Raw genomic sequence first — 22,453 nt, forward strand, 5'->3', positions numbered from 1 at the left:
CCCACGGAATGCCAGCCTTTGATGTTGACGTTGCTTCTGCAGGTGCAGGGCGCAGCCCTCCAATAAAACACCCCTTACCTCAGCTGGCTGTCCTTGCTGCCACGCCGGTTGTAGCCGGCATGCGCCTGTTCTTCGTCGTCATGCGCCTGCTGGCACGCCACGCACAGCCGTACCCCGGGCACGGCCTGGCGCCGCGCCAGCGGAATCAGCGCGTCGCATTCCTCACAGTTTTCCAGACCAGGGCCCTGCCGCAGCTGGCGCCGCGCGCGGGCAATCGCATCGTCGACGGTGGCGTCGATCTGGTCCTGGACCGCGCCGTCTCCCGCCCAACCGGTGGCCATGGCCATCCTCCGCAGGTGTGTCGCCTGATATGGGGACGATACACCCGCGCACAAAGGAGCGGACCTGTGTTGAGCCGAGCCATGCCCGGCTGATCTTCAGCAATCTGAGCAGAACGTGGAGGGCTTCAATCAGGTCGATCGCGACTTAATCCCCTCCGTCCCCTTTTCGCTTACCAGACCAGGTCGTCGGGCACCTGGAACTGCGCGTAGTAGGCGTCGTCCTCGGCGTTGCCGGTGGAGATCTCGGCGGTCGAGCCCGGCTGGCCGTGGTCGACGATGATTGCTTCCGGGGCGCGCTCACGCACCTTCTCGGCAGCAGCACGTGGCAGCAGCGCGTAACCGTCGCCGTGGGCAACGATGACCAGTACGCCGACCGACAGCGCCTTGCGCAGCTTGGGGTCGATCAGCAGGGTGCGGATCGCCGTGCCATCGCTGAAGCGGTACTCGTCATCGCCCTTGTGGGACACGGCATGGGCCGCGATGATCTGCTTCGCCTGCGCCTTCTGTTCAGCCTGCCTGGCCTGCGCATTGCGCTCGGCGGCCAGCGCGCGGTCGCGCTCGATCTTCTCGGCGCGGACGCGTTCAGCCTCGCGCTGGACCTCGGCCGAGGTCGATTCGGCCTTGCCCTGGCGGGCCTTGGCCTGCTCGCGCGCGGCGGCGCTGGCCTGCGACTTCTTGGCCAGGCCGGCCTTGAGCAATTGTTCCTGCAGCGCGTTGGGCTTTGCCATGGTCGGTGCGTACCGCGTGTAATCTTGGATGCCCCATTCTACCGACGCCCCGCCGCCCCTGCATGGCAGTCCTGAAGTACCTCACCGGCTATCCCGAACCCCTGGTCGCCCAGGTCAGCGAACTGCTGGCGCAGGGCAAGCTCGGCCCCTGGCTGCAGCAGCGCTATCCCGACCCCCACGAGGTGCGCAGCGACCGCCAGCTGTACGACTACACCCAGGAACTGAAGGACCGCTACCTGCGCAAGTCGGTGCCGCTCAACAAGGTCTGCTACGACAACACGCTGGAAGTGATCAAGCACGCGCTGGGCACTCATACCGCCATTTCCCGCGTGCACGGCGGCCGCCTCAAGGCCAGCCGCGAGATCCGCATCGCCACCGTGTTCCGCCAGGCACCAGCAGCGTTCCTGCGCATGATCGTGGTGCATGAGCTGGCCCACCTGAAGGAAGCCGACCACAACAAGGCCTTCTACCAGCTGTGCCAGCACATGGAGCCAGATTACCTGCAGCTGGAGTTCGATACCCGCCTGTACCTGACCGAGCTGGCCAACCGCGGCCAGCGCTGACCGGCCGCAGCAGCTACACTGCGCGCCCCCTGCCCGACCTTGCCGCCATGGAACCGATCCGTCTCGACAAACGCCTGTCCGCCCTGCTCGGCATCCCGCGCGGCGAAGCGCGACGCTACATCGAAGGCGGCTGGGTCACGGTCAACGGCGACGTGGTGGAGCAGCCGCAGCGCCCGGTCGATGACAGCGCGGTGATCGTTGTGGCCGAGCAGGCCAGCGATGAAAAGGCCGAGCGGGTCAGCATGCTGTTGAACAAGCCGGCCGGCGTTGCCGCTGAGACCCTGTGTGCGCTGGTCAGCAGTGACAGCCGCAGCGAACTCGATGCCAGCGACATCCGTCCGCTGCAGCGTCACTTCCATGGCCTGCAGCTGGCCGCCTCGCTTCCGGCCAGCGACAGCGGCCTGGTGGTGGTCAGCCAGGATCCGGCCACGCTGGCCCATCTGCAGCGCAATCTTGGCCGCACCGAACAGGAATACCTGATCGAAGTGGCCGAAGGCGGCCCGGAGCGTGGGCCATGGCTGATGGCGCGTCTGCAGCAGGAGGCCGGCGGCGGCAAGGTCAGCTGGCAGAGCGAACAACGCCTGCGCTTTGCCGGCAAGGGGCTTACCGCCAAGGGCCTGCGTGCAGCGGTGACGGCCGCCGGGCTGCAGGTGACCGGGGTGCGCCGCCTGCGTATCGGACGCGTGGCGCTGGGGCCGCTGCCGCCGGGGCAGTGGCGCTACCTGGGCAGCGACGAGCGGTTCTGAGGTGTGCGGGTCAGAGCCCTTTCCTGTGGAATGGGATCCGACCCCATCGGTGACGCCCCCTCGGGGTGGGATCCCGTGCCGAAGGCAAGGGCTCTGACCCCCTGTCGATCGTGCAGGCATTCCTTCACGCATGGCGTGGCTCTACCATCGGGGCATGAGCCTGCCCAAGCCGCTGTGGCGACGCCTGCTGCGCATCGCTGCAATCATTCTCGCTGCGCTGGTGCTGCTGGTGCTGTCCGGCCTGCTGCTGGCCGACCACCTCACGCCGCAGGCACGGGGCACGCGTTCGCATGTGCTGCCACTGCAGCCGGCGCAGACCCGCATCGACCAGCAGATCGTGCCATTGCAGGAGGCCCATCCCGGCCAGTCCGGCGTGGCCTTCCTCAGTGATGGCATGGATGCCTTCGCCGCACGCGCGATGATCACCACGCACGCAGGCCGCAGCCTGGACCTGCAGTACTACATCTGGCACGACGACCTGATCGGCCACCTGATGGCCAAGGCGCTGTATGACGCCGCCGAGCGCGGCGTGCGCGTGCGCATCCTGCTTGATGACATGAATGCCAAGGACAAGGACGCGCTGATGATGGCGCTCGATGCGCATCCGAACATCGAGATCCGCCTGTACAACCCGTTCCGCAACCGGACCGGCATCCTGCGCATGGTGGAGATGGTGCAGCGCTTCTTCAGCGTGAACCACCGCATGCACAACAAGAGCTGGATCGCCGATGGCCGCGTCGCGATCGTCGGTGGCCGCAACATCGGCGAGGAGTATTTCAGCGCGCGCACCGATGTGAACTTCCAGGATCTGGACCTGCTGGTCGCCGGCCCCGCCGTGGAGCAGGCCAACCGCATCTTCGACGACTACTGGAACAGCGAAACCGCCATTCCGGTATCCGCGCTTGCCTTCCATACCGACGCACAGCTGCGCCTGCTGGTGCGCGAATCGGACCATGAGGCGCAGCGGGACGTGGCCCGGCCGTACCTGGCGCGCGTGGCCGAATCGCGCAAGCGGCAGCGCCCGAGCCCCGAGCCGCTGCACTGGAGCGGTGCAGTGCGCATCGTGTCCGACCCGCCGATGAAGCACCGCAAGGACGATCGCGCTGCCTGGCTGGTGTCGACCCTGATCAGCGAGCTGCAGGCCGCCAGGCACAAGGCCCTGTTGATCTCGCCCTACTTCGTTCCCGGCAACGAGGGCCTGGATGGCTTTTCGGCCATGTCCGGGCGGGGCGTGCAGGTCGGCGTGGTCACCAACTCACTGGCCGCCAATGACGTCGCCGCCGTACATGGTGGCTACATGGGCCACCGCGTGCCGTTGCTCGAAGCCGGCGTCCACCTTTACGAACTGAAGGCACAAGGGCAGTCCGGCGATGCCGGCGTGTTCGGCAGCAGCGGCGCCAGCCTGCATACCAAGGCGTTCCTGGTCGATGACCGCCGCGGTTTTGTCGGTTCGTTCAACCTCGACCCGCGCTCGGCCTATCTGAACACCGAGATGGGCGTGCTGTTCGACGATCCGGTGCTGGGCGCACAGCTGCGGGACGAGTACCTGCGCCTGGCTGATCCCAGGCACAGCTGGTGGCTGGCGCTGGATGACCGTCGCCGGTTGCGCTGGCTGGAGCGCGAACCGCCACCGCACTGGGTGGAGGCCGAGCCGGGGGCAACGGCGCGCAAACGCTGGTTGTCGCGGGTGATCAGCTGGCTGCCGGTCGAATCGCAGCTGTAGCGCTCAGGGCGTTGGACCCGCCTCTTCCTGTCCGGCCTCATCACGTGTTTCCACGCTGCGTCCATGCAGGCGCCGCCAGATCCAACGCAGGGCATGCGGCGGCGCTGAAGGCAACTGTTCGAGCAGGGCCAGCATGCGGCTCTGGCTGGCATGTCCATGCCGGCACAGCAGGCTGGCTGCCGCCGCAGCGCTGGCCAGACGCAGGCTGTCGGCGAGTGGGCCATCGGCCTCCGGCGCCAGTGCCTGGTGCACGGGCTCGGGCAGCTCCCAGGCTGCAGCCACGCGTTGTGCCAGCGGCAACGACCATTGTTGGAGCAGTTGCAGGGCCAGCGCCGGCTCCACGGTTTCGTCGCGTGCCTGCGCTTCCTGCAGCAACTGGCGCATCACCAGCGCTGACCCCAGCCCCTGCACCAGGCCCAGCCACTGCGCAGCGAAGGCATCACCGAAGGTGACCGTGCGCGCATGATCGGCGGCCGCACGCGAAGCCAGCAGTGCGTGCTCCCAGATGACCGTGCTGAACTGCGGAAACATGCCGCACTGCACCTGCATCACCGGCTGCACCAGCACCGCGCTGATGATCTGGCGCACGCCCTCGGTACCGACCAGGGTCACCGCACGCTGCAGGCTTTCCACCGGCCGCTCATGCACCTTGTAGGCCGGGCTGTTGGCGATGCGCAGCAGATTTCCGGTCAGCACCGGGTCCTGGCCGATGATCGCCGCCATCACCCGTGCCGAGGCGGCATCGTCGTTGACGGTCTGGATCAGCTGCGGCAGCAGTTGCGGGCGCCGCGGCAGGTGCCGGGCGGCCCAGTCACGGTCCTGCAGCGCGCGCGCCACCGCTTCGCCCAGTGCCGGATCCTGCACGGGGGCAGGCTCGCCGGCCAGCCGTGGGTACAGGGCAAGTGCATGCAGGCCGCGCTGCAGGTGGGCGGCGATCTCACCGGCCTGCAGCGCCTCGCCCTGAAGGCTGGCTGCGGCAGCAGCGACCGCCTGTCGCGATACGGCCGCCAGGCGCAACGGAGCCGCCCCGGTCGAGCGCGCCAGCCAGCCGCGCAGCGATCGCCACCAGGCCGGCGTCATCGCCGCCTGCCCTGTCGTTGTGGTGCCCTTGCCGTCACTGACCGCCCTGCCTCTTCACGCGAATCCGGCCACCCGCCGTCGTCGCAGCATCGGCCGCACTTTCATCTTCTTTAACCGGAAGGGCGCCGATGTCGACGGCAGCGACCGGGGGAATGGACTAGAATGGCGCCGCGCGACCCGTCCCCCTGCACTGACGACGTCGCTTTTTTTGTTTTTGGGACCCTATCGTTCACTGGCCGTTCGCTGCAGTTCGCCGCTGTTCGCGCCATCGGAGACGCCATGCTATTCGAAACCCTCGCCACCACCGGCCACGAACAAGTGGTGTTCTGCCACAACCACGATGCCGGCCTGAAGGCGATCATCGCCATCCACAACACCACCCTGGGCCCCGCCCTGGGCGGCGTGCGCATGCGCCCTTACGCCAGCACCGACGAGGCGCTGGCCGATGTGCTGCGGCTGAGCCGGACGATGACCTACAAGAATGCGCTGGCCGGGCTCAACGTGGGCGGCGGCAAGGCGGTGATCATCGGCGATCCGAAGACGGACAAGACCGAGGTACTGTTCCGCGCCTTCGGCCGCTACGTCGATTCGCTGGGCGGCCGCTACATCACCGCCGAGGACGTTGGCACCGACGTCAACGACATGGAGAACATCTACCTGGAGAGCCAGTTCGTGACCGGCGTGCACCAGGTCCATGGTGGCTCCGGCGATCCGGCGCCTTTCACGGCCTACGGCGCACTGCAGGCACTGATGGCGTCGATGCGCTTCAAGTTCGGCCATGAGGAAGTAGGCAAGACCAGCATCGCGGTGCAGGGCCTGGGCCACATCGGCATGGAACTGGTGAAACTGCTGCGTGACCGCGGCGCCAAGCTGTATGTCACCGACCTGGACAGTGCGCTGGTTGATCGTGCAGTCAGCGATTTCGGCGCCGAGGCGGTCAAGCCGGACGAGATCCACGAAGTGAACGCCGATGTGTTCGCACCGTGTGCGCTGGAAGGCGCGATCAACGCCGACACGCTGCCGCGGATCAAGGCCAAGATCATCTGCGGCACTGCCAACAACCAGCTGTCGAGCCTGGAGATCGGCGACGAACTGCATGCGCGCGGCATCCTCTACGCCCCAGACTACGCCGTCAACGCCGGCGGTGTGATGAACGTGTCGCTGGAGATCGACGGCTACAACCGCGAACGCGCGATGCGCCTGATCCGCAGCATCTACCACAACCTCACCCGCATCTTCGAACTGTCGCAGCGCGAGAACATCGCGCCGCAGCGGGCGGCCGATCGTATTGCGGAAAGCCGCATCCTGTCGATCGGCAAGCTGAAGATGCCGCTGGGCCGCAGCACTCCTCGCCTGGGCAACCTGCGCGGCGGCTGAGGCTGCAGACGTCGCGCCGGGAGCCTTCCCGGCGCGACCGATTGCTCAGAACCCGGTGCTGTAGCGCAACGCAGCCTGCCGCGCGCCCTCGCCACCGATACGCTGGTCGAAGCCCAGGCTCAAGCGGCCATTGCGGCCCCACCACGATTCCAGCGCGACGCCGATCAGCGCGCTGCCGCGCGGCGCATTCCAGCCTGCCAGCGGCGCCCAGGCATCCACGCCGACAAAACTGGCCTGCCAATCGGCGTCACCGCCGTCCAGCCGCTGCTGCCACTCGGCGTGTCCGCGCAGGTTCCAACGCCCCCAGCCCCGCTCGCCGCGGACGCCGGCCAGCATCTGGCTGCGCTGCGCGCGGGTGGCATCACCCCGCAGGCCGAAGCCGAAACCGCCCAGCTCATTGAACGCATCGGTATCGACACGCGTGGTGCTGGCACCGAGGTAGGGCGTCAACGAAGCGCCTGCGCGGCCCAGGCGATATCCGCCTTCCACGCTGGCGCTGCTGAAACGCCCGCCGTAACGCGCCGAGACACCGTAGGCGCCCGCACCCAGCAGCAGCTGGCGATCCAGCGCGCGGGTGAACTGGCCACTGCCGAACTGGGCCAGCGCATAGCCACGCCCCAGGCTCCAGCCAGCGTACAACTGCGCCTGCGCCTGGCGGTCACGGCCGCGATCACCGCCGAAACTGCTGCCACCATTGCTGCGGGTCTCGCCGAAGGCGACGCCCATCAGGCCGTTGCCGCCCAGCGGCAGATCCTGGCCGGCCATCCAGCCCCGGCTGTCGGCGGCGTTGCCGGCGAAGCTGCCCTGCCCCGCCTCACCCAGCGCGCTCTGCCAGCTCCCGCGCAGGCGCGGGGTGGCCTGTACACGATCGAAGCGCTCGGCAATCGCACGCCGCGACATGTCGATGCTGTCGAAGGTGGCAGCCTCGGCGCGGGCATGCGCCTGGCCGGACAGGCTCTGCAGGCTGTCGGCCAGGCCCTGCTGGCCGCCTCCGGCCCACTGCAGCGCACCGGCTGCCGTACCGAAGGGCGATCCCTGCAGGCCGGTGTTGCCGTCGAGCACTGCGAATGCGCCTTCCAGGCGCTGCGCTGCGGCCTGTGCGGAGGCGCTCAGGCCACTGGCTGCGGCGGTGACGCTGACCTGGTTCACGTTCAACCAGGCGTTGTTGCTGTCGTAGCCATACGTGGGTGCCACCAGGGTCAGCCCCTGCAGGCCGGTGGAAGTGGCTTGGGTACTGAAGGTACCGTTCAGGCCACCCGCGGCGTGGATGAGGTCCTGGCGCGTTCCGTTCTGCGGCACATAGCCGGAGACAAAGCCGTGCACACGCACACCGCCATTGATCGTTGCGTTGCCGGTGACCTGAAGTGCGTTGGCACCGAGCGCGATCATCAGCTGCGCGCCGGGCTGCTGGGTGTAGTTGCCCTCGATGGTGCCGGTGGTGTTGCCGGTGGTGAGGAACACGCTGCCGCCGTTGACCACATTGCCGATCACCCGCGGCGTGCCACCGTTGAACTGCAGACCGGTGGAGTCCGGGTCGGGCTGGGCGAGGATCGTCACATTTGAACGGATCACGCCACCGTTCTGCAGCGTCAGGATGCCGCGCTCGATGCGGGTGGCGCCGGAATAGCTGTTGTTGCCGGCCAGTACCAGCTTGCCTCCGCCCTGCTTGACCAGGCCACCGCTGCCGGTGATGTCGTTGCTCCACATCGAGTTGGTCGAGCCGGCATCAACGTTGGCAACCACATCGCCCCAGTCGAAGCGGCCGGGACCGTTGATCGCGCGACCGATGTCGAGCAGGCCATAGCCGAACACCGGATCCACGCCAGGCGCACCGATGTCCTTGGCAGTGCCCAGCAGGGTCTGCCTCACCAGATCGTTGTTGAAGTAGGGGAAGCGCTGCCAGACCAGCGCCGCCGCACCGGAGACCAGCGGCGCGGCGAACGAGGTGCCGTAGTTCCAGTAGTAGCTGCCACCGTTGGCATCCGGGTAGACCGCGCTGCCCGGCGCTGCCAGGCAGTAGCGGGCCGCCTGGCCGCAGGCATTCGAATAGCTGGCCAGCGCGCCCGGCGTAAACGGGTCCACCGCCGTGGCCACCAGCCAGCCGCGCTCCAGATCGGCCGCCGGAAGCGTGCCTGCCACGCCCTTCTGGCTGGGCAGCGCGGCCAGGCTGCTCGGCTCGCTGCGGCCGTCATTGCCGGCGGCGAACACCACCAGGCCACCGTGGTTGATCACGAACGGCCGGTATTCGGCGGCTACCTGCGCGGTGGTCGGCAGATCGGTCCAGTACAGGCCGCCCCACGAGTTGTTCATCACCTTCACGTTGTAGCTGATCAGGTCCTGGTGGACCTGGGCCACGCCCAGCGGCCCACTGAAGGCATTGCCCTGGCCACTGCCGTCGTCGGTCGGCGGCTTGTCGGAAATGATTCTTGCCGAGACGATCTGGGCGCCTGGCGCGATACCGCCCGGCCAGGTCCCCACTGCTGCGCCGGCGGCGAGGCTGGCCACGGCGGTGCCATGCCCGACCACGTCATCAACCGCCAGGTTGTTCCTGGCGGGATCGATGTAATTGAAGTTGGCCAGCACGCGACCATTCAAGGCCACCGCGTTGCGCTGCACGCCCGAATCGACGATGCCGATGCGCACGCCCTGCCCGGTCAGGCCGGCGGCCTGTGCGGCACGCGCGTTGGTGACTGAAAGATGCGCGTCAAAGGCCGGCTCCTGCGGCTTGGCCGGCGGTGGTGTCGTCGGCGGAGGCGTGGTTGGAGGTGTCGGCGTGGTCGGGGGCGGGTCGACGCGCACGTTGCTGCCGCCTCCGCCGCCTCCACCACAGGCCGTCAGCGCCATCGCCAGCGCGGTTGCCAGCACAGACCTCACCATCATCGTTCGCTCCATCGATTCCTTCCCGTGAACGTTGGCCTGCCTTCATCCCGGCAGGCGTTCGGCGCCGCACAGCGGCAGCCCTCCCCGACCCTCTATACTTGGGCCGACCCCCACGCAGTCTGCCGGGAAACCGGGGCGCATCCAACGGCCTCCGGTCTCCTTTCCGAACATTGCTTACGCATCAACGAGATTGCCATGTCCAACATCGTCATCGCCGCCGCCAAGCGCACCGCCATCGGCTCCTTCCTCGGCCAGTTCAACGGCGTGCCGACCCCGACCCTCGGCGCCGCAGCCATCGCCGCCGCGCTGGAACAATCGGGTGTCCCGGCCAGCGACGTTTCCGAAGTCCTGATGGGCTGCGTGCTGCCGGCCAACCTCGGCCAGGCGCCCGCCCGCCAGGCGGCGATCGCCGCCGGCATCCCGCTGTCGGCCGGTGCCACCACGCTGAACAAGGTGTGCGGCTCGGGCATGAAGACCATCATGCTCGGCCATGACCTGATCAAGGCCGGCTCGGCCAGCATCGTGGTCGCCGGCGGCATGGAATCGATGTCCAACGCCCCGCACATGCTGCCGAACTCCCGTACCGGCAACCGTTTCGGCAACTTCCAGGCGGTCGACCACATGGCCCACGATGGCCTGGTCAACGCCTATGACGGCAAGGCCATGGGCGAATTCGCCGAGTGCGCGGTGGACAAGTACCAGTTCAGCCGCGAAGAGCAGGACGCCTATGCGATCGAGTCGGTCAAGCGCGCGCAGGCTGCCCAGGCCAATGGTGCGTTCGCCGACGAGATCGTCGCGGTGAAGGTAGCCACCCGCAAGGGTGAGGTCGAGGTCGCCATCGACGAGCAGCCGGGGCGCTCGGACATCGCCAAGATCCCGACCCTGCGTCCGGCCTTCAAGAAGGACGGCAGCGTGACCGCCGCCAGTTCCTCCAGCATCTCCGACGGTGCCGCCGCGGTGGTGCTGCTGACCGAAGAGGATGCCGCCGCGCGAGGCATCACGCCACTGGCCCGCATCGTCGGCCACGCCACCCACTCGCAGGAACCGGAGTGGTTCACCACCGCGCCGATCGGCGCGCTGCACAAGCTGCTGGGCAAGACCGGCTGGTCGCTGGACCAAGTCGATCTGTTCGAAATCAACGAAGCCTTTGCCGTGGTGGCGATGGCCCCGATGCGCGAACTGGGCATCCCTCACGACAAGCTCAACGTGAATGGCGGCGCCTGCGCACTGGGTCACCCCATCGGTGCCTCCGGCGCACGTCTTGTGGTGACGCTGGTCAACGCTCTGCGCACGCGTGGTGGCAAGCGCGGCATTGCCACCCTCTGCATCGGCGGCGGCGAAGCAACGGCAATCGCCATCGAATTGATTTAAAAAGATTTAACGATGATTTCGCAAAAATGAATGCGGGATCGCTTGACACCCAATCTTGGCTTGTCATCATGTTGTCGGCGCGCAGCATGCGCGTTGCCTAATTCTAACGACGAGGATTTACACAATGAGCATCAACAAGCTGCTGGTCGCGATGTCCCTGGCTCTGGCCCTGGCCGCCTGCTCGAAGCAGGAAGCTGCCCAGGACGCCGCTGCTTCGGCCAACGAAGCCGCCACCGAAGCCCAGGCTGCTGCCGACCAGGCCGCCGCTGCTGGCGCCCAGACCGCCGACGCTGCCCAGCAGGCCGCTGACACCGCCGCCACCGCTGCTGACGCCGCCACCGACGCCGCTGCCCAGACCGCCGGTGCTGCCACCGACGCTGCTGCCGGCGCTGCTGCTGACGCTGCCAAGGCTGCTGAAGGCACCGCTGAGAAGGCCAAGGACGCTGCTGAAGAAGCCAAGAAGTAATAACTTCTTTCTTCACGCTGTTCTGGAAAAGCCGCTGGTTCGCCAGCGGCTTTTTCTTTGCGTGGATGCCGGCGATCAAGCCCCTGCATCGCGACCCGGTCTTCACAACGGCATGAATAGGCTGGCGTCCCCATCCATTGCAGTGCCGGAGACCGCCATGAAGATTCGTCCGATCACCACCACCCTGCTGGCCGCCTCCCTGCTGCTGGCCCTGGCCGCCTGCAAGGGCCCGGAAGCCGAACAGGCCAAGCAGGACGCGCAGCAGGCGGCCGACAGCGCCGGCGCTGCCGCCCGCGACGCCGTCGACAAGGCTGCTGCCGCCACCCGCGAAGCCGCCGACAAGACCGCCGCCGCTTCCGAGCAGGCCGCCGCCGATACCCAGCAGGCGCTGGACAAGGCCGCAGACGCCACTGCCAACGCCGCCGACAAGGCCAAGGACGCCGCAACCGACGCCGCCGCGCACGCCAGCGACGCCACCGCCGACGCCGCGCAGAAGGTCGCCGACAAGGCCCGCGATGTCGCCAATGACGCCAAGGCCAACGCCGCCAAGGAAGAAGCCAAGCACTAAGCCCTACCGGCAGCCGAGCACCGGCTCGGCGCTACAGGAAAAGCCGCGGCACTGCCGCGGCTTTTCTGCTTTTCGCTCCCTGCTTCTTCTGTTGATTCCGTGGTGTGCGCCCACGGAAAGTGTCCAAGGACGCGCGGGTAGGTTGCGCAGGGGCGTAAGCGCCATGGATGGCGCGCCCGAGCCTTATCTGATGAAAATCTGTCAGCGTAGGTGTCGAGAGCCGGCGTGGGCCGCCCCTACGGCAGCGCGCGCGCCAGCATCGCCGTCAGCTCCAGCCCCGCCGGCAGCGTCCCGAACGCCAACCCATGCTCCCCTTCCAGCCGGCTACGCACGAACGCCTCCGCCATCGGACTGCGCGCACGCAGCAGCAGCGCCGCCTGCAGCAGCAGCGCAGTGCGCTCGCAGAACAGCCGCGCCTGCGCTTCCTCCGGTGGCGGCGCCGCTGCCCAACGCTGCAATGCTGCTGCATAGCGCGCATCACGGTCAGCCACCGACGCCAGCTCACCGCGCAACGCCGCCATCGCCTCCGGTTCACGCGCCAGCGCACGCAGCACATCCAGGCACTGGATGTTGCCGCTGCCCTCCCAGATCGAATTCAACGGTGCCTGCCGGTACAGTCGGGGCAGCATCGACTCCTCCACGTAGCCGGCACCGCCCAGGCATTCCTGCGCTTCATTGACGAAGGCCGGCGCACGCTTGCACAGCCAGTACTTGCCCAGCGCCGTCCCCAACCGCGCCATCGCCGCTTCATTGGCATCCACACCGGCACGATCCACCGCGCGTGCGATGCGCATCGCCAACACCGTGGCCGCTTCCGACTCCAGCGCCAGATCAGCCAGCACGTTGGTCATCAGCGAGTGCTCCACCAGCAGCTTGCCGAAGGTGCGCCGATGGCGTGCATGATGCAGCGCCTGCGCCAGCGCCATGCGCATCTCCGCGGCCGCACCCAGCATGCAGTCCAGGCGGGTCATCATCACCATCCCGATGATGGTCGCCACGCCACGCCCTTCTTCGCCCACGCGCCATGCCTGCGCGCCACAGAACTCGACCTCGCTGGACGCATTGGACCAGTCACCCAGCTTGTCCTTCAGCCGCATCAGCCTGAATGCATTGCGGTCGCCATCGGCCAGCCGGCGCGGCATCAGCAGGCAGGTCAGCCCGCCCGGCGCCTGCGCCAGCACCAGGAAGCCATCGCACATCGGCGCGGAAAAGAACCACTTGTGGCCGACCAGGCGGTAACGTTCGCCATCGATCGGCTCGGCGCGCGTGCTGTTCGCACGTACATCCGAGCCGCCCTGCTTCTCGGTCATGCCCATGCCCAGCGTGATGCCGTTTTTGTCCGCCACCGGCACGTCGCGCGGGTCATAGACCGGCGCGGCGGCCTTGCGCGCCCATTCGGCCAGGTGCGGCTGCGACTGCAGCACTGCCACCGCCGCATGGGTCATGGTCAAGGGGCAACTGGTGCCGGCTTCGGCCTGGTGGTGCAGGTAGCTCAGCGCCGCACGCGCGACGTGTGCGCCGGGCTGCGGCTCGTGCCAGGACAAACCCGCCACGCCATGCTGCTTCGCTGCGGACATCAGCTGGTGGTACGCAGGGTGGAACTCGACCGTATCAATGCGGTGGCCCTGCGCATCGTGCGTACGCAGCTGCGGGCGATCACGGTTGGCATCGAAGCCGAGCCGGTACAGCTCGTCGCCGGCCAAGGCTCCGTACACGGCCAGGCGTGGCGCTAAGGCACCGGCACCCTCGCGATGCACCGCCTCCGCCAACGCCACATCGTCGGTCCACAGCTGGCGTCCCGCGAACGGTGGCGGCTGGTTCAGCACCACATGGGTTTCAAACGGCGCGTTGCTGCTGAAGCTGGGTCCACTCATCCGGTCCATCCTGGCGGCAAGAGGTATGCGGTCCGATTGTGCCGCATGCCCCGCCAAGCCCGTGTTCAGGCCGGTTCTCACCGCCTGCACGAAGCGCAGGCCACAGTGGCCGCATGGAAGGCAATGACGATCTGGTGGTGCTGCGTCCGGAGGGGCTGTACTGCGCCGCGGGAGATTTCCACATCGATCCCTGGCGCCCGGTGCCGCGCGCGGTCATCACCCATGGCCACGGCGACCACGCGCGCCCGGGCATGGGCGAATACCACTGCAGCGAAGGAAGCCTGCCGATCCTGCGCTGGCGGCTGGGCGATGTTGGCGTGCAGGCGCACGCCGAGGGGGTGCCGTTCCGCTTGGGCCGGGTGCAGGTATCGCTGCATCCGGCCGGTCATGTGCTCGGTTCGTCGCAGGTGCGCATCGACGATGGTGAACGGGTGTGGGTGGCGTCCGGCGACTACAAGCGCCAACCCGACCCGACCTGCACGCCCTTCGAAGTGGTGCCCTGCGATACGTTCATCACCGAAGCGACGTTCGCGCTGCCGATCTATCGCTGGCCGGACACCCCGGCGGTCGCCGCAGAGATCGTGGCGTGGCGCCGCGAATGCGAACAACGTGGCGAAGCGGCGATCCTGCTGTGCTATGCACTCGGCAAGGCGCAGCGGGTGCTGGCCGAGTTGTTGCCACTGGACGACCGCCCCGCGTGGCTGCACGGCGCCATCGCCAATGGCGTGTCGGTCTACCGGCAGGCCAACATCCCGATGCTGGAGACGCTCACCGTCGCCGAACAGGGGCGTCAACCCGATGCCGCCGGCCAGTTGATCCTGGCCCCACCCTCGGCCGCAGGCACGCCGTGGATGCGCCGCTTCGGGCCGCATCAACTGGGGTTCGCCTCGGGGTGGATGCAGCTGCGCGGCAACCGGCGACGCCGCAACGTCGACCGGGGCTTCGTCATTTCCGATCACGCTGATTGGCCCGCGCTGCTGCAGACCATCGAACAGACCGGCGCGCAGCGGGTCATCGCCACCCATGGCAATACCGATGCATTGATTCCGTTCCTGCGCGAGCGCGGCGTGGCGGCTGAAGCCTTTCGCACCGACTTCGGGAGCGAGGAATGAAGGCCTTCGCCGCGCTCTACCAGCGCCTGGACCGCAGTACTGCGACGCTGGACAAGCGCGCCGCACTGGTCGACTACTTCCGCCACGCAGCGGCGCACGATGCGGCGTGGGCGCTGTATCTGCTCAGCGGCGGCAAGGTCGGCGGCGCACGCCGCAGGATCGCCGCCAGTGGTGAGCTGCGCATCTGGATTGCCGAGGAATCCGGACTGCCCGCCTGGCTGGTGGAAGACAGCTACGCTCAGGTCGGCGATCTGGCCGAAACACTGACACTGCTGCTGGATGACCCCTTGCATCCCGCCGCCGACCGGCCGTTGTCGGACTGGATCGAACAGCATCTGCTGGCGGTGGCCAACCAGCCCGAAGTGGTGCGCCGTGCGGCGGTCGTCGCCGGCTGGCGGCAGCTGTGCAGCGGCGAGCGCCTGGTGTTCAACAAGCTGCTCACCGGCGCGCTGCGCGTGGGTGTCTCGCAACGGCTGGTGCAGCAGGCGCTGGCAGAATGGTCCGGCCTGGACATCGCGCGCATCGCCCAGCGCATGCTCGGCGAGTGGGTGCCCTCTCCCGCGTTGCTGGGGCAGCTGCTGTCGCCGGATGAACTGCCACTGGACCGGCAGCAGCCGTACCCGTTCTTCCTGGCCTCACCGTTGGAGGGCGAACCGGGCGAACGGCTGGGTCCGGTCGAAGACTGGCTGCTGGAGTGGAAGTGGGATGGAATCCGTCTGCAGCTGCTGCGCCGACGCGGTGAAGTGGCGCTGTGGTCACGTGGCGAGGAACGGCTGGATGGCCGCTTCCCGGAAATTGAACAGGCCGCGATGGCGCTGCCCGACGGCTGCGTGCTGGACGGAGAACTGCTGGCCTGGGACGAGAGCGACGACCTGCCGCGCGCCTTCACCGCGCTGCAGACCCGCATCCAGCGTCGCAAGCCCGGTGCAGCGACCTTGCGCAACACCCCGGTACGCGTGCTTGCCTACGACCTGCTTGAACGCGATGGCGAGGATCTGCGCGGGCTGCCACTGCGGCAACGGCGTGCACAGTTGGCCGAGGTCATCGGTGCCCTGGGCGATACACGCATCCAGCTGTCGCCCGACGTACCCGCTGGAGACTGGCTGCAGGCGGCCACGTTGCGGGAGGCCGCCCGTGAGCGGGGCGTGGAAGGGTTGATGCTGAAACGCCGGACGTCCGCCTACCAGTCAGGGCGACGGCGCGGCGACTGGTGGAAATGGAAGGTCGACCCCCTGACCATTGATGCCGTGCTGCTGTACGCGCAGGCCGGCCATGGACGGCGCAGCACGCTGTACACCGATTACACCTTCGGCGTCTGGGACGGCGATACGCTGGTGCCGGTGGCCAAGGCCTATTCGGGCCTGGATGACAAGGAAATCCTGGCCCTCGATCGCTGGATCCGCGCCAACACCCGTGAACGGTTTGGCCCGGTGCGCAGCGTGCGTGCCGAACAGGTGTTTGAACTGGGCTTCGAGGCAGTCAACCGCAGCAGCCGGCACAAATCCGGCATCGCCGTGCGCTTTCCCCGCATCCTGCGCTGGCGCCACGACAAGCCCGCCGCCGAAGCCGACCAGCTGGCCACGCTGCAGGCGCTGGCGCGATGAACCGCCGCGAGGCGTTGCGCCGGCTGGAAGACTGGTTCGCTGCGCGCGGCTGGCGCTCACTGCCGTTCCAGCGCACGATGTGGCGGCACTATCTGGCGGGCGACTCCGGGCTGCTGCACACCCCCACCGGCAGCGGCAAGACGCTGGCCATGTTCGGCGGCCCGCTGCTGCAGGCGATGCTCGATCCACCGTCGGCACCGCGCCGGGCCAGCGCGGTGCGGCCGCTGCAGGTGCTGTGGGTGACGCCGCTGCGGGCATTGGCCAGTGATACCGCACGTGCGCTGCAGGCAGTGATCGACGGGCTGGGCTTGGGCTGGCGGGTCGGCCTGCGCAGCGGCGATGCCAGCAACCGCGAGCGCCGGCAGGCCCGCGAAGGCCGCGTCGACGTACTGGTGACCACGCCGGAATCGCTGGCACTGCTGCTGAGCTATCCCGACACACTGCCACGCATGCGCCAGCTGCGCTGCGTGGTGGTGGACGAATGGCATGAACTGCTGGGCAACAAGCGCGGCGTCCTGCTGCAGCTGAACCTGGCGGTGCTGCGCGACGCCGCTCCTTCCCTGCAGCTTTGGGGACTGTCGGCCACGCTGGGCAACCTGCCGCAGGCCCGCGACGTGCTGCTGCCTGGCCAACAGGATGCACCGATCGTACAGGGCGTTCGTCCGCGCGCGATCAGCGTGCGCAGCCTGCTGCCGGAACCCGGTGAACGTTTCCCTTGGGCGGGGCATCTCGGCCTGGCGCAGCTGCCGCGCGTGCTGGACGCACTGATGGCCGTACGCAGCAGCCTGCTGTTCACCAACACCCGCGCGCAGGCCGAGCTGTGGCACCAGGCGCTGGCGGCGGTATGGCCGGAAGACGCGGACACGCTGGCACTGCATCATGGCTCGCTGGATCCAGCACTGCGGCAGCAGGTGGAAGACGGCCTGCGCGCAGGCGCGTTGCGCTGCGTGGTGGCGACCTCCAGCCTCGACCTCGGCGTGGATTTCCCGGAGGTTGAACAGGTACTGCAGCTGGGCAGCCCCAAGGGCGTGGCGCGGCTGCGCCAGCGCGCCGGGCGCGCACGCCATCGTCCCGGCGCCAAGGGGGCCATCGTCTGCATACCCAGCCACGCACTGGAACTGGCCGAATATGCAGCGGTGCGCCGCGCACTGCACGAAGGCGTGGTCGAAGCGCGTCGACCGCCGACGTTGTCACTGGACGTGCTGGCACAGCATGCGGTCAGCCGCGCCCTCGCTGGCGGCTTTGACAGTGATGCGCTGCTGGCGCAGGTGCGTCGCACCCATGCCTTCGCCACGCTGGGCGATGAACAATGGCGGGCCGTGCTGGACTTCATCGTGCAGGGTGGGCAGGCGCTGGCGCAGTACCCCGATTTCCACAAGGTCGTGCGCGATGCCGATGGCAGCTACCGCATGCACGATCGCCGCCAGGCGCTGCGGCACCGCCTGTCGATCGGCACCATCAGCAGCGATGGCAGCGTGCGCGTGCAGTTCCTGCGCGGTGGCGGGCTTGGTGCAGTGGAGGAGCAGTTCGCCAGCCGCCTGCGTCGCGGCGACCGTTTCCAGTTCGCCGGGCGCCTGCTGGAACTGGTGCAGCTGCGCGACATGACCGCTTTCGTGCGGCTGGCACGAGGGCGCGGTGATGGTGTGGTGCCGCGCTGGCAGGGAGGCCAGTTGCCGCTGTCGATGCCACTCGGCCGTGAGCTGGAGTGGGTGCTGTCCGGCGCCGACGACAGTGCCGAATCCCGCTGGTTGTCACCGTTGCTGGCACTGCAGCAACAGCTGTCGGCGCTTCCCGGCCCAGAGCACCTGCTGGTGGAAGAGGTGCGGCGCCGCGAAGGCCAGTTCATGTTCGTCTACCCCTTTGCCGGCCGCCACGTACACGAGGCACTGGCCGCGCTGTTGGCGCTGCGCTGCACCCGCCAGCAACGCAACAGCATTGGCTATGCGGTGAACGATCATGGCCTGGTGCTGGCGCCGGCGCGGCCGATCGATCTGGATGAGGCGCAATGGCGTGCGTTGTTCGGCAATGACCGGTTGCTGGCCGATCTGCGCGAGGCAGTGAACCTGGGCGAGCTGGCGCGACGTCAGTTCCGGGGCATCGCACGCGTAGCAGGCCTGCTGGTGCCCAGCCTGCCCGGTGGCATGCCACGGTCGCTGCGCCAGCTGCAGGCGTCCGCGGGCCTGCTGTACGACGTGCTGCGCGAGCACGATCCGGAACACCTGCTGCTGGCGCTGGCGGAACATGAAGTGCTGTATGACAGCCTCGACCTGCCGGGGGTGCAGCAGGTACTGGAGCGGATCGGCACGCAGCAGCTGTCGCTGCAGCGACCGTCATCACTCACGCCGCTGGGCTTTCCATTGTGGGCCGAACGCCTGCGCGGTCAGTTCAGCAATGAAGACTGGCGTATGCGCGTGCAGCGCGCGGCCCAGCAACTGGAGCGCCGCCATGACCGATGAATTGCCGCTGCTGCTTGCTGGTGAGTCCGTGGTCCTGGTGGGCGCGCGTGCGCTGTACTGGCCCGCGCGGCAGGCACTGCTGATCGCAGACCTCCACCTGGGCAAGGCCGATGTGTTCCGTCGCGCCGGCATCGCGTTGCCCAGCGGCGGCACCGGCGAAGACCTGCAACGCTTGCAGCGGCTTCTGGACCTGCATGCCTGCCGCGAGCTGTGGATCCTGGGCGACATCCTGCATGGGCCGGCGCATCGCGCTGCGTGGTACCAGCAATGGCTGGGATGGCGTGAACGCAATGCTTCGCTGGACGTGCATGTCCTGCGCGGTAATCACGACCGCCAGCTGCCGCATGCGCAGTTGCAGGTCCAGATCCACGATGAAGTACGACTGCGGCCGTTCCTGCTTCGGCATGAGCCGATGCCCGATGCGGCGCTGCATGTGATCGCCGGGCATCTGCACCCGCAGGTTGCCTTGAGGCCACTGCGACGGCGCTTCCCCGCGTTCTGGCTGCGTGACCGGATGACGGTCCTGCCGGCCTTCTCCGCATTCACTGCAGGCATCGTGCCTGCCCCCGCCCGCGGCGAACAGATGATCGCCTGCGTGGAAAGCGGACTGGTGGAACTGCCCGTCGCCTGACTCAGGCCGGGCCAATGCCCAGCTGCGGCATCAACTGGAAATCAGGGGTGTCATTCTCACGCCGCCGCGGCAAGGCCTGGATTGCCGCCAGCATCTCCTGCGCGCAGGTCCGGATGCGTGCGTGGTGTTCCGGCGACGCATGGCTGACCAGGCTGCCGACATGGAACTCGAATACATCCTCCAGTACGTCGGGCTGGTCCTCGTGCAGCATCTGCAGCAGTCCACGCAGCTTGCAGATTTCCGATTCCAGCTCTTCGACCGCGAACAACATGGCGTCCTCCTCTTCATCAAGCGGCACGTCTGGGCCGCAACAGGCCGCAACAGCAGCGCTGCCCGAGCCACGCGCGATGTTGATCACGGAAAGGAAAACGGGCGACGCGCAGTCGCGTGCAACCTACTTCTCGCACATCCGCGGTGAGGCAACCGTTAATTCACGTGACGGCACGCTTCACGCGCTGGCCGTGATCGCGTTGCTGCGAGGTATTTCCATCGTCGTCGCCAATGCGTCGATGAAGGCCGGATCCAGCGTAAGCGAACCGAACCACCCCTGCTGCGTGCCGCTGAGCACGCGCAGCATGTGGCCACGGCCTCCCGGCAGGCGCCCCATCGGGCCCAGCAGCACGTCGCGCGTCTTCGCCCAGGCATCGCGATCGGACTGGAACAGCGGCGTCAGCCAGCGACTCCAGCGCTGGTAGACCGCCACGTGGGCCCTGCGTTGCGCCTGGTAGGCCTGCAATGCAGCGGCACCACCGCCATGCGTGCGCACCGCATCGCGCAGCGCCAGCGCATCGAGCAGCGCCATGTTCACCCCCTGTCCCAGCTGCGGGCTCATCGCGTGCGCCGCATCACCTGCCAGCACCATGCGGCCCTGGTGCCAGCGCGTCATCACTGCATCGCGATAGACCGCGCGCGCCAGCTGGCCGGCATCGCGCAGGTGGGCGAAGCGCGCACTGGCCTGCGGCCACAGCGCATGCAGCTCGTCCAGCCAGGGCGTCATGCCATCGGCCTGCCAGCGCTCGAAGTCGGTGCGTGGCAGGCTCCAGAAGAAGCTCAGGCGCGGCGTGTCATCGCCGGGGCGCGTGCCGACCGGCAACAGGCCGATCATCTTGCGCGCGGCCACGTAGCGCTGCCGCAGCTCCTGCACATGCGGCCAGTCTTCGGCCGGCAACAGGCACCACAGCGCTCCCCACGGATACACGCGGTCCAGCCCGGCACCGCCGGCAATGGTGCTGCGCAGCGTAGAGGCCGCGCCATCGGCGGCCACCACCAGGTCGAACGGGCCATGCAGGCGCCCTTCGCTGTCGCGCAGGCGGCCCTGCTCGGCATCCACGGCGGCGATGGTGACGCCCGCATGCAGATTGCCTGCCCCCGCGCGCGCCTGGTCCAACAGCGAGAACAACGCCCCACGCTGCATACCCAGGCCATGCAGGCGCGCATCCAGACCGTCGTAGCGCATGTCCATCACCGCGCGCTCGCATGGCGTGTCGCCATACAGGCGGTGCACCGGCGCGGCATGCGCGCGCACCGCATCCAGCAGGCCCATCTGCCACAGCACCTGCAGGCCGCTGGGCTGCAGCAGGAAACCGGCACCCACCGGTCCCGGCGTCGGCACGCGTTCGAATATCTCCACTTCGTGGCCGTCACGGGTGAGGAGGATGGACACCGCCTGTCCAGCGGTGCCGTAGCCGATCACGGCGATACGCAGTCGTTCCGTCATGGCCACATTGTGCCCGAGGCGGGTGGACCGCGAACCGGCCGCGGGCACGCCGCGCAAAAAAAAACCCCGCCGAAGCGGGGTTTTCAACGCACTGTCGAGTGGATCACTCGGCCGGCGTGATGTTCGAAGCCTGGGCACCCTTCGGGCCCTGGGTCACGTCATAGGTGACACGCTGGCCTTCCTGCAGGCTGCGGAAGCCCTTGGAGTTGATGGCGGAGAAGTGCGCGAACACGTCGGCGCTGCCATCCTCCGGCGAGATGAAGCCAAATCCCTTGGCGTCGTTGAACCACTTGACGGTACCGTTCGGCATGGTGATGCGAGACCTTATGCAATGAATGGGTGGTGTACGCTGAACCCGCGCACAAGCTGAGTATGCAAAGCTTGCTCGGGGAAGACAATCACCCCCGCGCCAATTCGCCCACCAGTTCCGGAAGTCCGTTGCTGGCCGCCTGTACGTTGGCCAGCACTTCGGCCATCGTAATCTCCTCGCCATCACCACAGCCGGCAGCCCAGTTGGCGATGATCGCCAGGCAGGCGTAATCCAGCCCCAGTTCGCGTGCCAGCGCGGCTTCCGGCATGCCGGTCATGCCCACCAGGTCGCAGCCGTCGCGGCGCATGCGGGCGATTTCAGCGATGGTTTCCAGGCGCGGGCCCTGCGTTGCGCCGTAGCAGCCACCGTCATGGACCGTGACGCCGGTCACTTTGGCCGCCGCCAGGATCTTGCTGCGCAGCATCGGCGTGTACGGGTGGCCGAAATCGACGTGGACCACATTGGTGCCCTCTTCTTCACAGATGGTACTGATGCGGCCCCAGGTGTAGTCGATGATCTGGTCCGGGCAGGCCAGCACGCGCGGGCCGAAGTTCTCGGTGATGCCACCGACCGTGTTCAACGCCAACACGCGCTGCGCGCCCAGCTGCTGCAGCGCGGCCAGGTTGGCGCGGTAGTTGATCTTGTGCGGCGGCAGCGAGTGGCCTTCACCATGGCGCGCCAGGAACGCCACGCGATGGCCGAGCAGCGTGCCCACGCGCACCGGACCGGACGGGCGGCCGAAGCGGGTGTCGACCTCGTGGGTCTGCACGTCGTCAAGCTTGGCCAGGTTGTAGACACCGGTACCGCCGATCACGGCCAGGGCGATCTGTTGCATTCGAAGCACTCCATGAAAAGACGAACGCCGGCACCCGAGGATGCCGGCGGCAGAAGAAGACGCGCCGCGGG

Annotated in this window: 20 protein-coding genes; 11 read left to right on the top strand and 9 right to left on the bottom strand. The window is 67.9% G+C overall.

Translation table 11 applies throughout. From position 1 onward, the window contains the following. Positions 1-74: 74 nt before the first annotated feature. Both AC5P9F_RS16320 and AC5P9F_RS16325 read right to left on the bottom strand, forming a co-directional pair. The gene (locus tag AC5P9F_RS16320; RefSeq protein ID WP_043035454.1) at positions 75-341 is read right to left on the bottom strand and encodes a DksA/TraR family C4-type zinc finger protein; all 267 of its coding nucleotides are present in this window, start codon (positions 339-341) and stop codon (positions 75-77) included. 170 nt (positions 342-511) lie between these two features. Continuing rightward, entirely contained in the window at positions 512-1,069 is a 558-nt protein-coding gene (locus AC5P9F_RS16325; RefSeq protein WP_043035444.1) for a DUF2058 domain-containing protein, read from the bottom strand. 62 nt (positions 1,070-1,131) lie between these two features. On the opposite strand from AC5P9F_RS16325, the gene AC5P9F_RS16330 reads away from it, so the two are divergent. The 3 genes from AC5P9F_RS16330 to AC5P9F_RS16340 all read left to right on the top strand — a co-directional run bounded on the left by AC5P9F_RS16330 (position 1,132) and on the right by AC5P9F_RS16340 (position 4,101). Next, the gene (locus AC5P9F_RS16330) at positions 1,132-1,632 is read left to right on the top strand and encodes a M48 metallopeptidase family protein (RefSeq protein WP_043035443.1); all 501 of its coding nucleotides are present in this window, start codon (positions 1,132-1,134) and stop codon (positions 1,630-1,632) included. A 47-nt stretch (positions 1,633-1,679) separates the two neighbouring features. Next, the gene (locus tag AC5P9F_RS16335) at positions 1,680-2,378 is read left to right on the top strand and encodes an RNA pseudouridine synthase (protein WP_043035442.1); all 699 of its coding nucleotides are present in this window, start codon (positions 1,680-1,682) and stop codon (positions 2,376-2,378) included. A gap of 130 nt (positions 2,379-2,508) precedes the next feature. Next, positions 2,509-4,101: a phospholipase D family protein gene (locus AC5P9F_RS16340; RefSeq protein ID WP_043035441.1), complete on the top strand. Its 1,593-nt coding sequence runs from the start codon at positions 2,509-2,511 to the stop codon at positions 4,099-4,101. A gap of 3 nt (positions 4,102-4,104) precedes the next feature. On the opposite strand, the gene AC5P9F_RS16345 is transcribed toward AC5P9F_RS16340, so the two are convergent. Continuing rightward, positions 4,105-5,181, bottom strand: a complete 1,077-nt coding sequence (locus tag AC5P9F_RS16345) for an HDOD domain-containing protein (protein ID WP_049396637.1) — start codon at positions 5,179-5,181, stop codon at positions 4,105-4,107. Positions 5,182-5,460: 279 nt separating this feature from the next. On the opposite strand from AC5P9F_RS16345, the gene AC5P9F_RS16350 reads away from it, so the two are divergent. Beyond that, complete coding sequence (locus AC5P9F_RS16350) at positions 5,461-6,558, top strand: Glu/Leu/Phe/Val dehydrogenase dimerization domain-containing protein (RefSeq protein WP_005410578.1); 1,098 nt, start codon at positions 5,461-5,463, stop codon at positions 6,556-6,558. 45 nt (positions 6,559-6,603) lie between these two features. Here the strand turns inward: AC5P9F_RS16350 and AC5P9F_RS16355 are convergent, their stop codons facing one another. Next, complete coding sequence (locus AC5P9F_RS16355; protein WP_012480961.1) at positions 6,604-9,450, bottom strand: autotransporter serine protease; 2,847 nt, start codon at positions 9,448-9,450, stop codon at positions 6,604-6,606. Between the two features lie 183 nt (positions 9,451-9,633). Here AC5P9F_RS16355 and AC5P9F_RS16360 point away from each other — a divergent pair, with 183 nt between their 5' ends. From AC5P9F_RS16360 to AC5P9F_RS16370, 3 genes are all read left to right on the top strand, one after another. Continuing rightward, positions 9,634-10,809, top strand: a complete 1,176-nt coding sequence (locus tag AC5P9F_RS16360; protein ID WP_005410580.1) for a thiolase family protein — start codon at positions 9,634-9,636, stop codon at positions 10,807-10,809. 124 nt (positions 10,810-10,933) lie between these two features. Continuing rightward, the gene (locus tag AC5P9F_RS16365) at positions 10,934-11,275 is read left to right on the top strand and encodes a hypothetical protein (RefSeq protein ID WP_005410581.1); all 342 of its coding nucleotides are present in this window, start codon (positions 10,934-10,936) and stop codon (positions 11,273-11,275) included. 157 nt (positions 11,276-11,432) lie between these two features. Then, positions 11,433-11,843 (top strand): hypothetical protein, encoded by a 411-nt coding sequence (locus tag AC5P9F_RS16370; protein WP_005410582.1) that lies wholly within the window; start codon positions 11,433-11,435, stop codon positions 11,841-11,843. 236 nt (positions 11,844-12,079) lie between these two features. On the opposite strand, the gene AC5P9F_RS16375 is transcribed toward AC5P9F_RS16370, so the two are convergent. Then, positions 12,080-13,717, bottom strand: a complete 1,638-nt coding sequence (locus AC5P9F_RS16375) for an acyl-CoA dehydrogenase family protein (protein WP_076739751.1) — start codon at positions 13,715-13,717, stop codon at positions 12,080-12,082. A 113-nt stretch (positions 13,718-13,830) separates the two neighbouring features. Between AC5P9F_RS16375 and AC5P9F_RS16380 the strand changes: the two genes are divergently transcribed. Genes AC5P9F_RS16380 through pdeM form a run of 4 tightly spaced genes read left to right on the top strand, consistent with a single transcriptional unit; the run spans position 13,831 to position 19,520 of the window. After that, positions 13,831-14,829 (top strand): ligase-associated DNA damage response exonuclease, encoded by a 999-nt coding sequence (locus AC5P9F_RS16380; RefSeq protein ID WP_005414211.1) that lies wholly within the window; start codon positions 13,831-13,833, stop codon positions 14,827-14,829. After that, entirely contained in the window at positions 14,826-16,433 is a 1,608-nt protein-coding gene (locus AC5P9F_RS16385; protein WP_076739749.1) for an ATP-dependent DNA ligase, read from the top strand. The genes AC5P9F_RS16380 and AC5P9F_RS16385 overlap by 4 nt, the downstream gene beginning before the upstream one ends. Further along, positions 16,430-18,889: a ligase-associated DNA damage response DEXH box helicase gene (locus AC5P9F_RS16390; RefSeq protein WP_076739748.1), complete on the top strand. Its 2,460-nt coding sequence runs from the start codon at positions 16,430-16,432 to the stop codon at positions 18,887-18,889. Before AC5P9F_RS16385 ends, AC5P9F_RS16390 begins: the two co-directional genes overlap by 4 nt. Then, positions 18,879-19,520 carry a ligase-associated DNA damage response endonuclease PdeM gene (gene pdeM / locus AC5P9F_RS16395; RefSeq protein WP_012480965.1) on the top strand — a complete coding sequence of 214 codons (642 nt, stop codon included), beginning with the start codon at positions 18,879-18,881 and terminating at the stop codon, positions 19,518-19,520. The genes AC5P9F_RS16390 and pdeM overlap by 11 nt, the downstream gene beginning before the upstream one ends. A gap of 1 nt (position 19,521) precedes the next feature. Here the strand turns inward: pdeM and AC5P9F_RS16400 are convergent, their stop codons facing one another. From AC5P9F_RS16400 to AC5P9F_RS16415, 4 genes are all read right to left on the bottom strand, one after another. After that, a complete protein-coding gene (locus tag AC5P9F_RS16400) occupies positions 19,522-19,791 on the bottom strand; it encodes a hypothetical protein (protein WP_024958257.1) in 270 nt (89 codons plus the stop codon). 177 nt (positions 19,792-19,968) lie between these two features. After that, positions 19,969-21,237: an FAD-dependent oxidoreductase gene (locus tag AC5P9F_RS16405; RefSeq protein ID WP_043035435.1), complete on the bottom strand. Its 1,269-nt coding sequence runs from the start codon at positions 21,235-21,237 to the stop codon at positions 19,969-19,971. Positions 21,238-21,340: 103 nt separating this feature from the next. Continuing rightward, on the bottom strand, positions 21,341-21,547 hold the full coding sequence (locus AC5P9F_RS16410; RefSeq protein ID WP_005410590.1) for a cold-shock protein: 207 nt from the start codon (positions 21,545-21,547) through the stop codon (positions 21,341-21,343). Between the two features lie 88 nt (positions 21,548-21,635). Continuing rightward, positions 21,636-22,382, bottom strand: coding sequence for an S-methyl-5'-thioinosine phosphorylase (locus tag AC5P9F_RS16415; RefSeq protein WP_043035434.1), 747 nt, complete (start codon positions 22,380-22,382; stop codon positions 21,636-21,638). Between the last annotated feature and the right edge of the window lie 71 nt (positions 22,383-22,453).

Source organism: Stenotrophomonas sp. YJH_SMC_4 (assembly GCF_059371575.1).

Coding starts and splice junctions, on each gene's coding strand:
- AC5P9F_RS16340 (WP_043035441.1), top strand. CDS start 2,509: ATGGCGTGGCTCTACCATCGGGGCATGAGCCTGCCCAAGCCGCTGTGG.
- AC5P9F_RS16375 (WP_076739751.1), bottom strand. CDS start 13,717: ATGAGTGGACCCAGCTTCAGCAGCAACGCGCCGTTTGAAACCCATGTG.
- AC5P9F_RS16370 (WP_005410582.1), top strand. CDS start 11,433: ATGAAGATTCGTCCGATCACCACCACCCTGCTGGCCGCCTCCCTGCTG.
- AC5P9F_RS16415 (WP_043035434.1), bottom strand. CDS start 22,382: ATGCAACAGATCGCCCTGGCCGTGATCGGCGGTACCGGTGTCTACAAC.
- AC5P9F_RS16400 (WP_024958257.1), bottom strand. CDS start 19,791: ATGTTGTTCGCGGTCGAAGAGCTGGAATCGGAAATCTGCAAGCTGCGT.
- AC5P9F_RS16390 (WP_076739748.1), top strand. CDS start 16,430: ATGAACCGCCGCGAGGCGTTGCGCCGGCTGGAAGACTGGTTCGCTGCG.
- AC5P9F_RS16410 (WP_005410590.1), bottom strand. CDS start 21,547: ATGCCGAACGGTACCGTCAAGTGGTTCAACGACGCCAAGGGATTTGGC.
- AC5P9F_RS16325 (WP_043035444.1), bottom strand. CDS start 1,069: ATGGCAAAGCCCAACGCGCTGCAGGAACAATTGCTCAAGGCCGGCCTG.
- AC5P9F_RS16360 (WP_005410580.1), top strand. CDS start 9,634: ATGTCCAACATCGTCATCGCCGCCGCCAAGCGCACCGCCATCGGCTCC.
- AC5P9F_RS16320 (WP_043035454.1), bottom strand. CDS start 341: ATGGCCACCGGTTGGGCGGGAGACGGCGCGGTCCAGGACCAGATCGAC.
- AC5P9F_RS16405 (WP_043035435.1), bottom strand. CDS start 21,237: ATGACGGAACGACTGCGTATCGCCGTGATCGGCTACGGCACCGCTGGA.
- AC5P9F_RS16355 (WP_012480961.1), bottom strand. CDS start 9,450: ATGGAGCGAACGATGATGGTGAGGTCTGTGCTGGCAACCGCGCTGGCG.
- AC5P9F_RS16365 (WP_005410581.1), top strand. CDS start 10,934: ATGAGCATCAACAAGCTGCTGGTCGCGATGTCCCTGGCTCTGGCCCTG.
- AC5P9F_RS16345 (WP_049396637.1), bottom strand. CDS start 5,181: ATGACGCCGGCCTGGTGGCGATCGCTGCGCGGCTGGCTGGCGCGCTCG.
- AC5P9F_RS16335 (WP_043035442.1), top strand. CDS start 1,680: ATGGAACCGATCCGTCTCGACAAACGCCTGTCCGCCCTGCTCGGCATC.
- pdeM (WP_012480965.1), top strand. CDS start 18,879: ATGACCGATGAATTGCCGCTGCTGCTTGCTGGTGAGTCCGTGGTCCTG.
- AC5P9F_RS16380 (WP_005414211.1), top strand. CDS start 13,831: ATGGAAGGCAATGACGATCTGGTGGTGCTGCGTCCGGAGGGGCTGTAC.
- AC5P9F_RS16330 (WP_043035443.1), top strand. CDS start 1,132: ATGGCAGTCCTGAAGTACCTCACCGGCTATCCCGAACCCCTGGTCGCC.
- AC5P9F_RS16350 (WP_005410578.1), top strand. CDS start 5,461: ATGCTATTCGAAACCCTCGCCACCACCGGCCACGAACAAGTGGTGTTC.
- AC5P9F_RS16385 (WP_076739749.1), top strand. CDS start 14,826: ATGAAGGCCTTCGCCGCGCTCTACCAGCGCCTGGACCGCAGTACTGCG.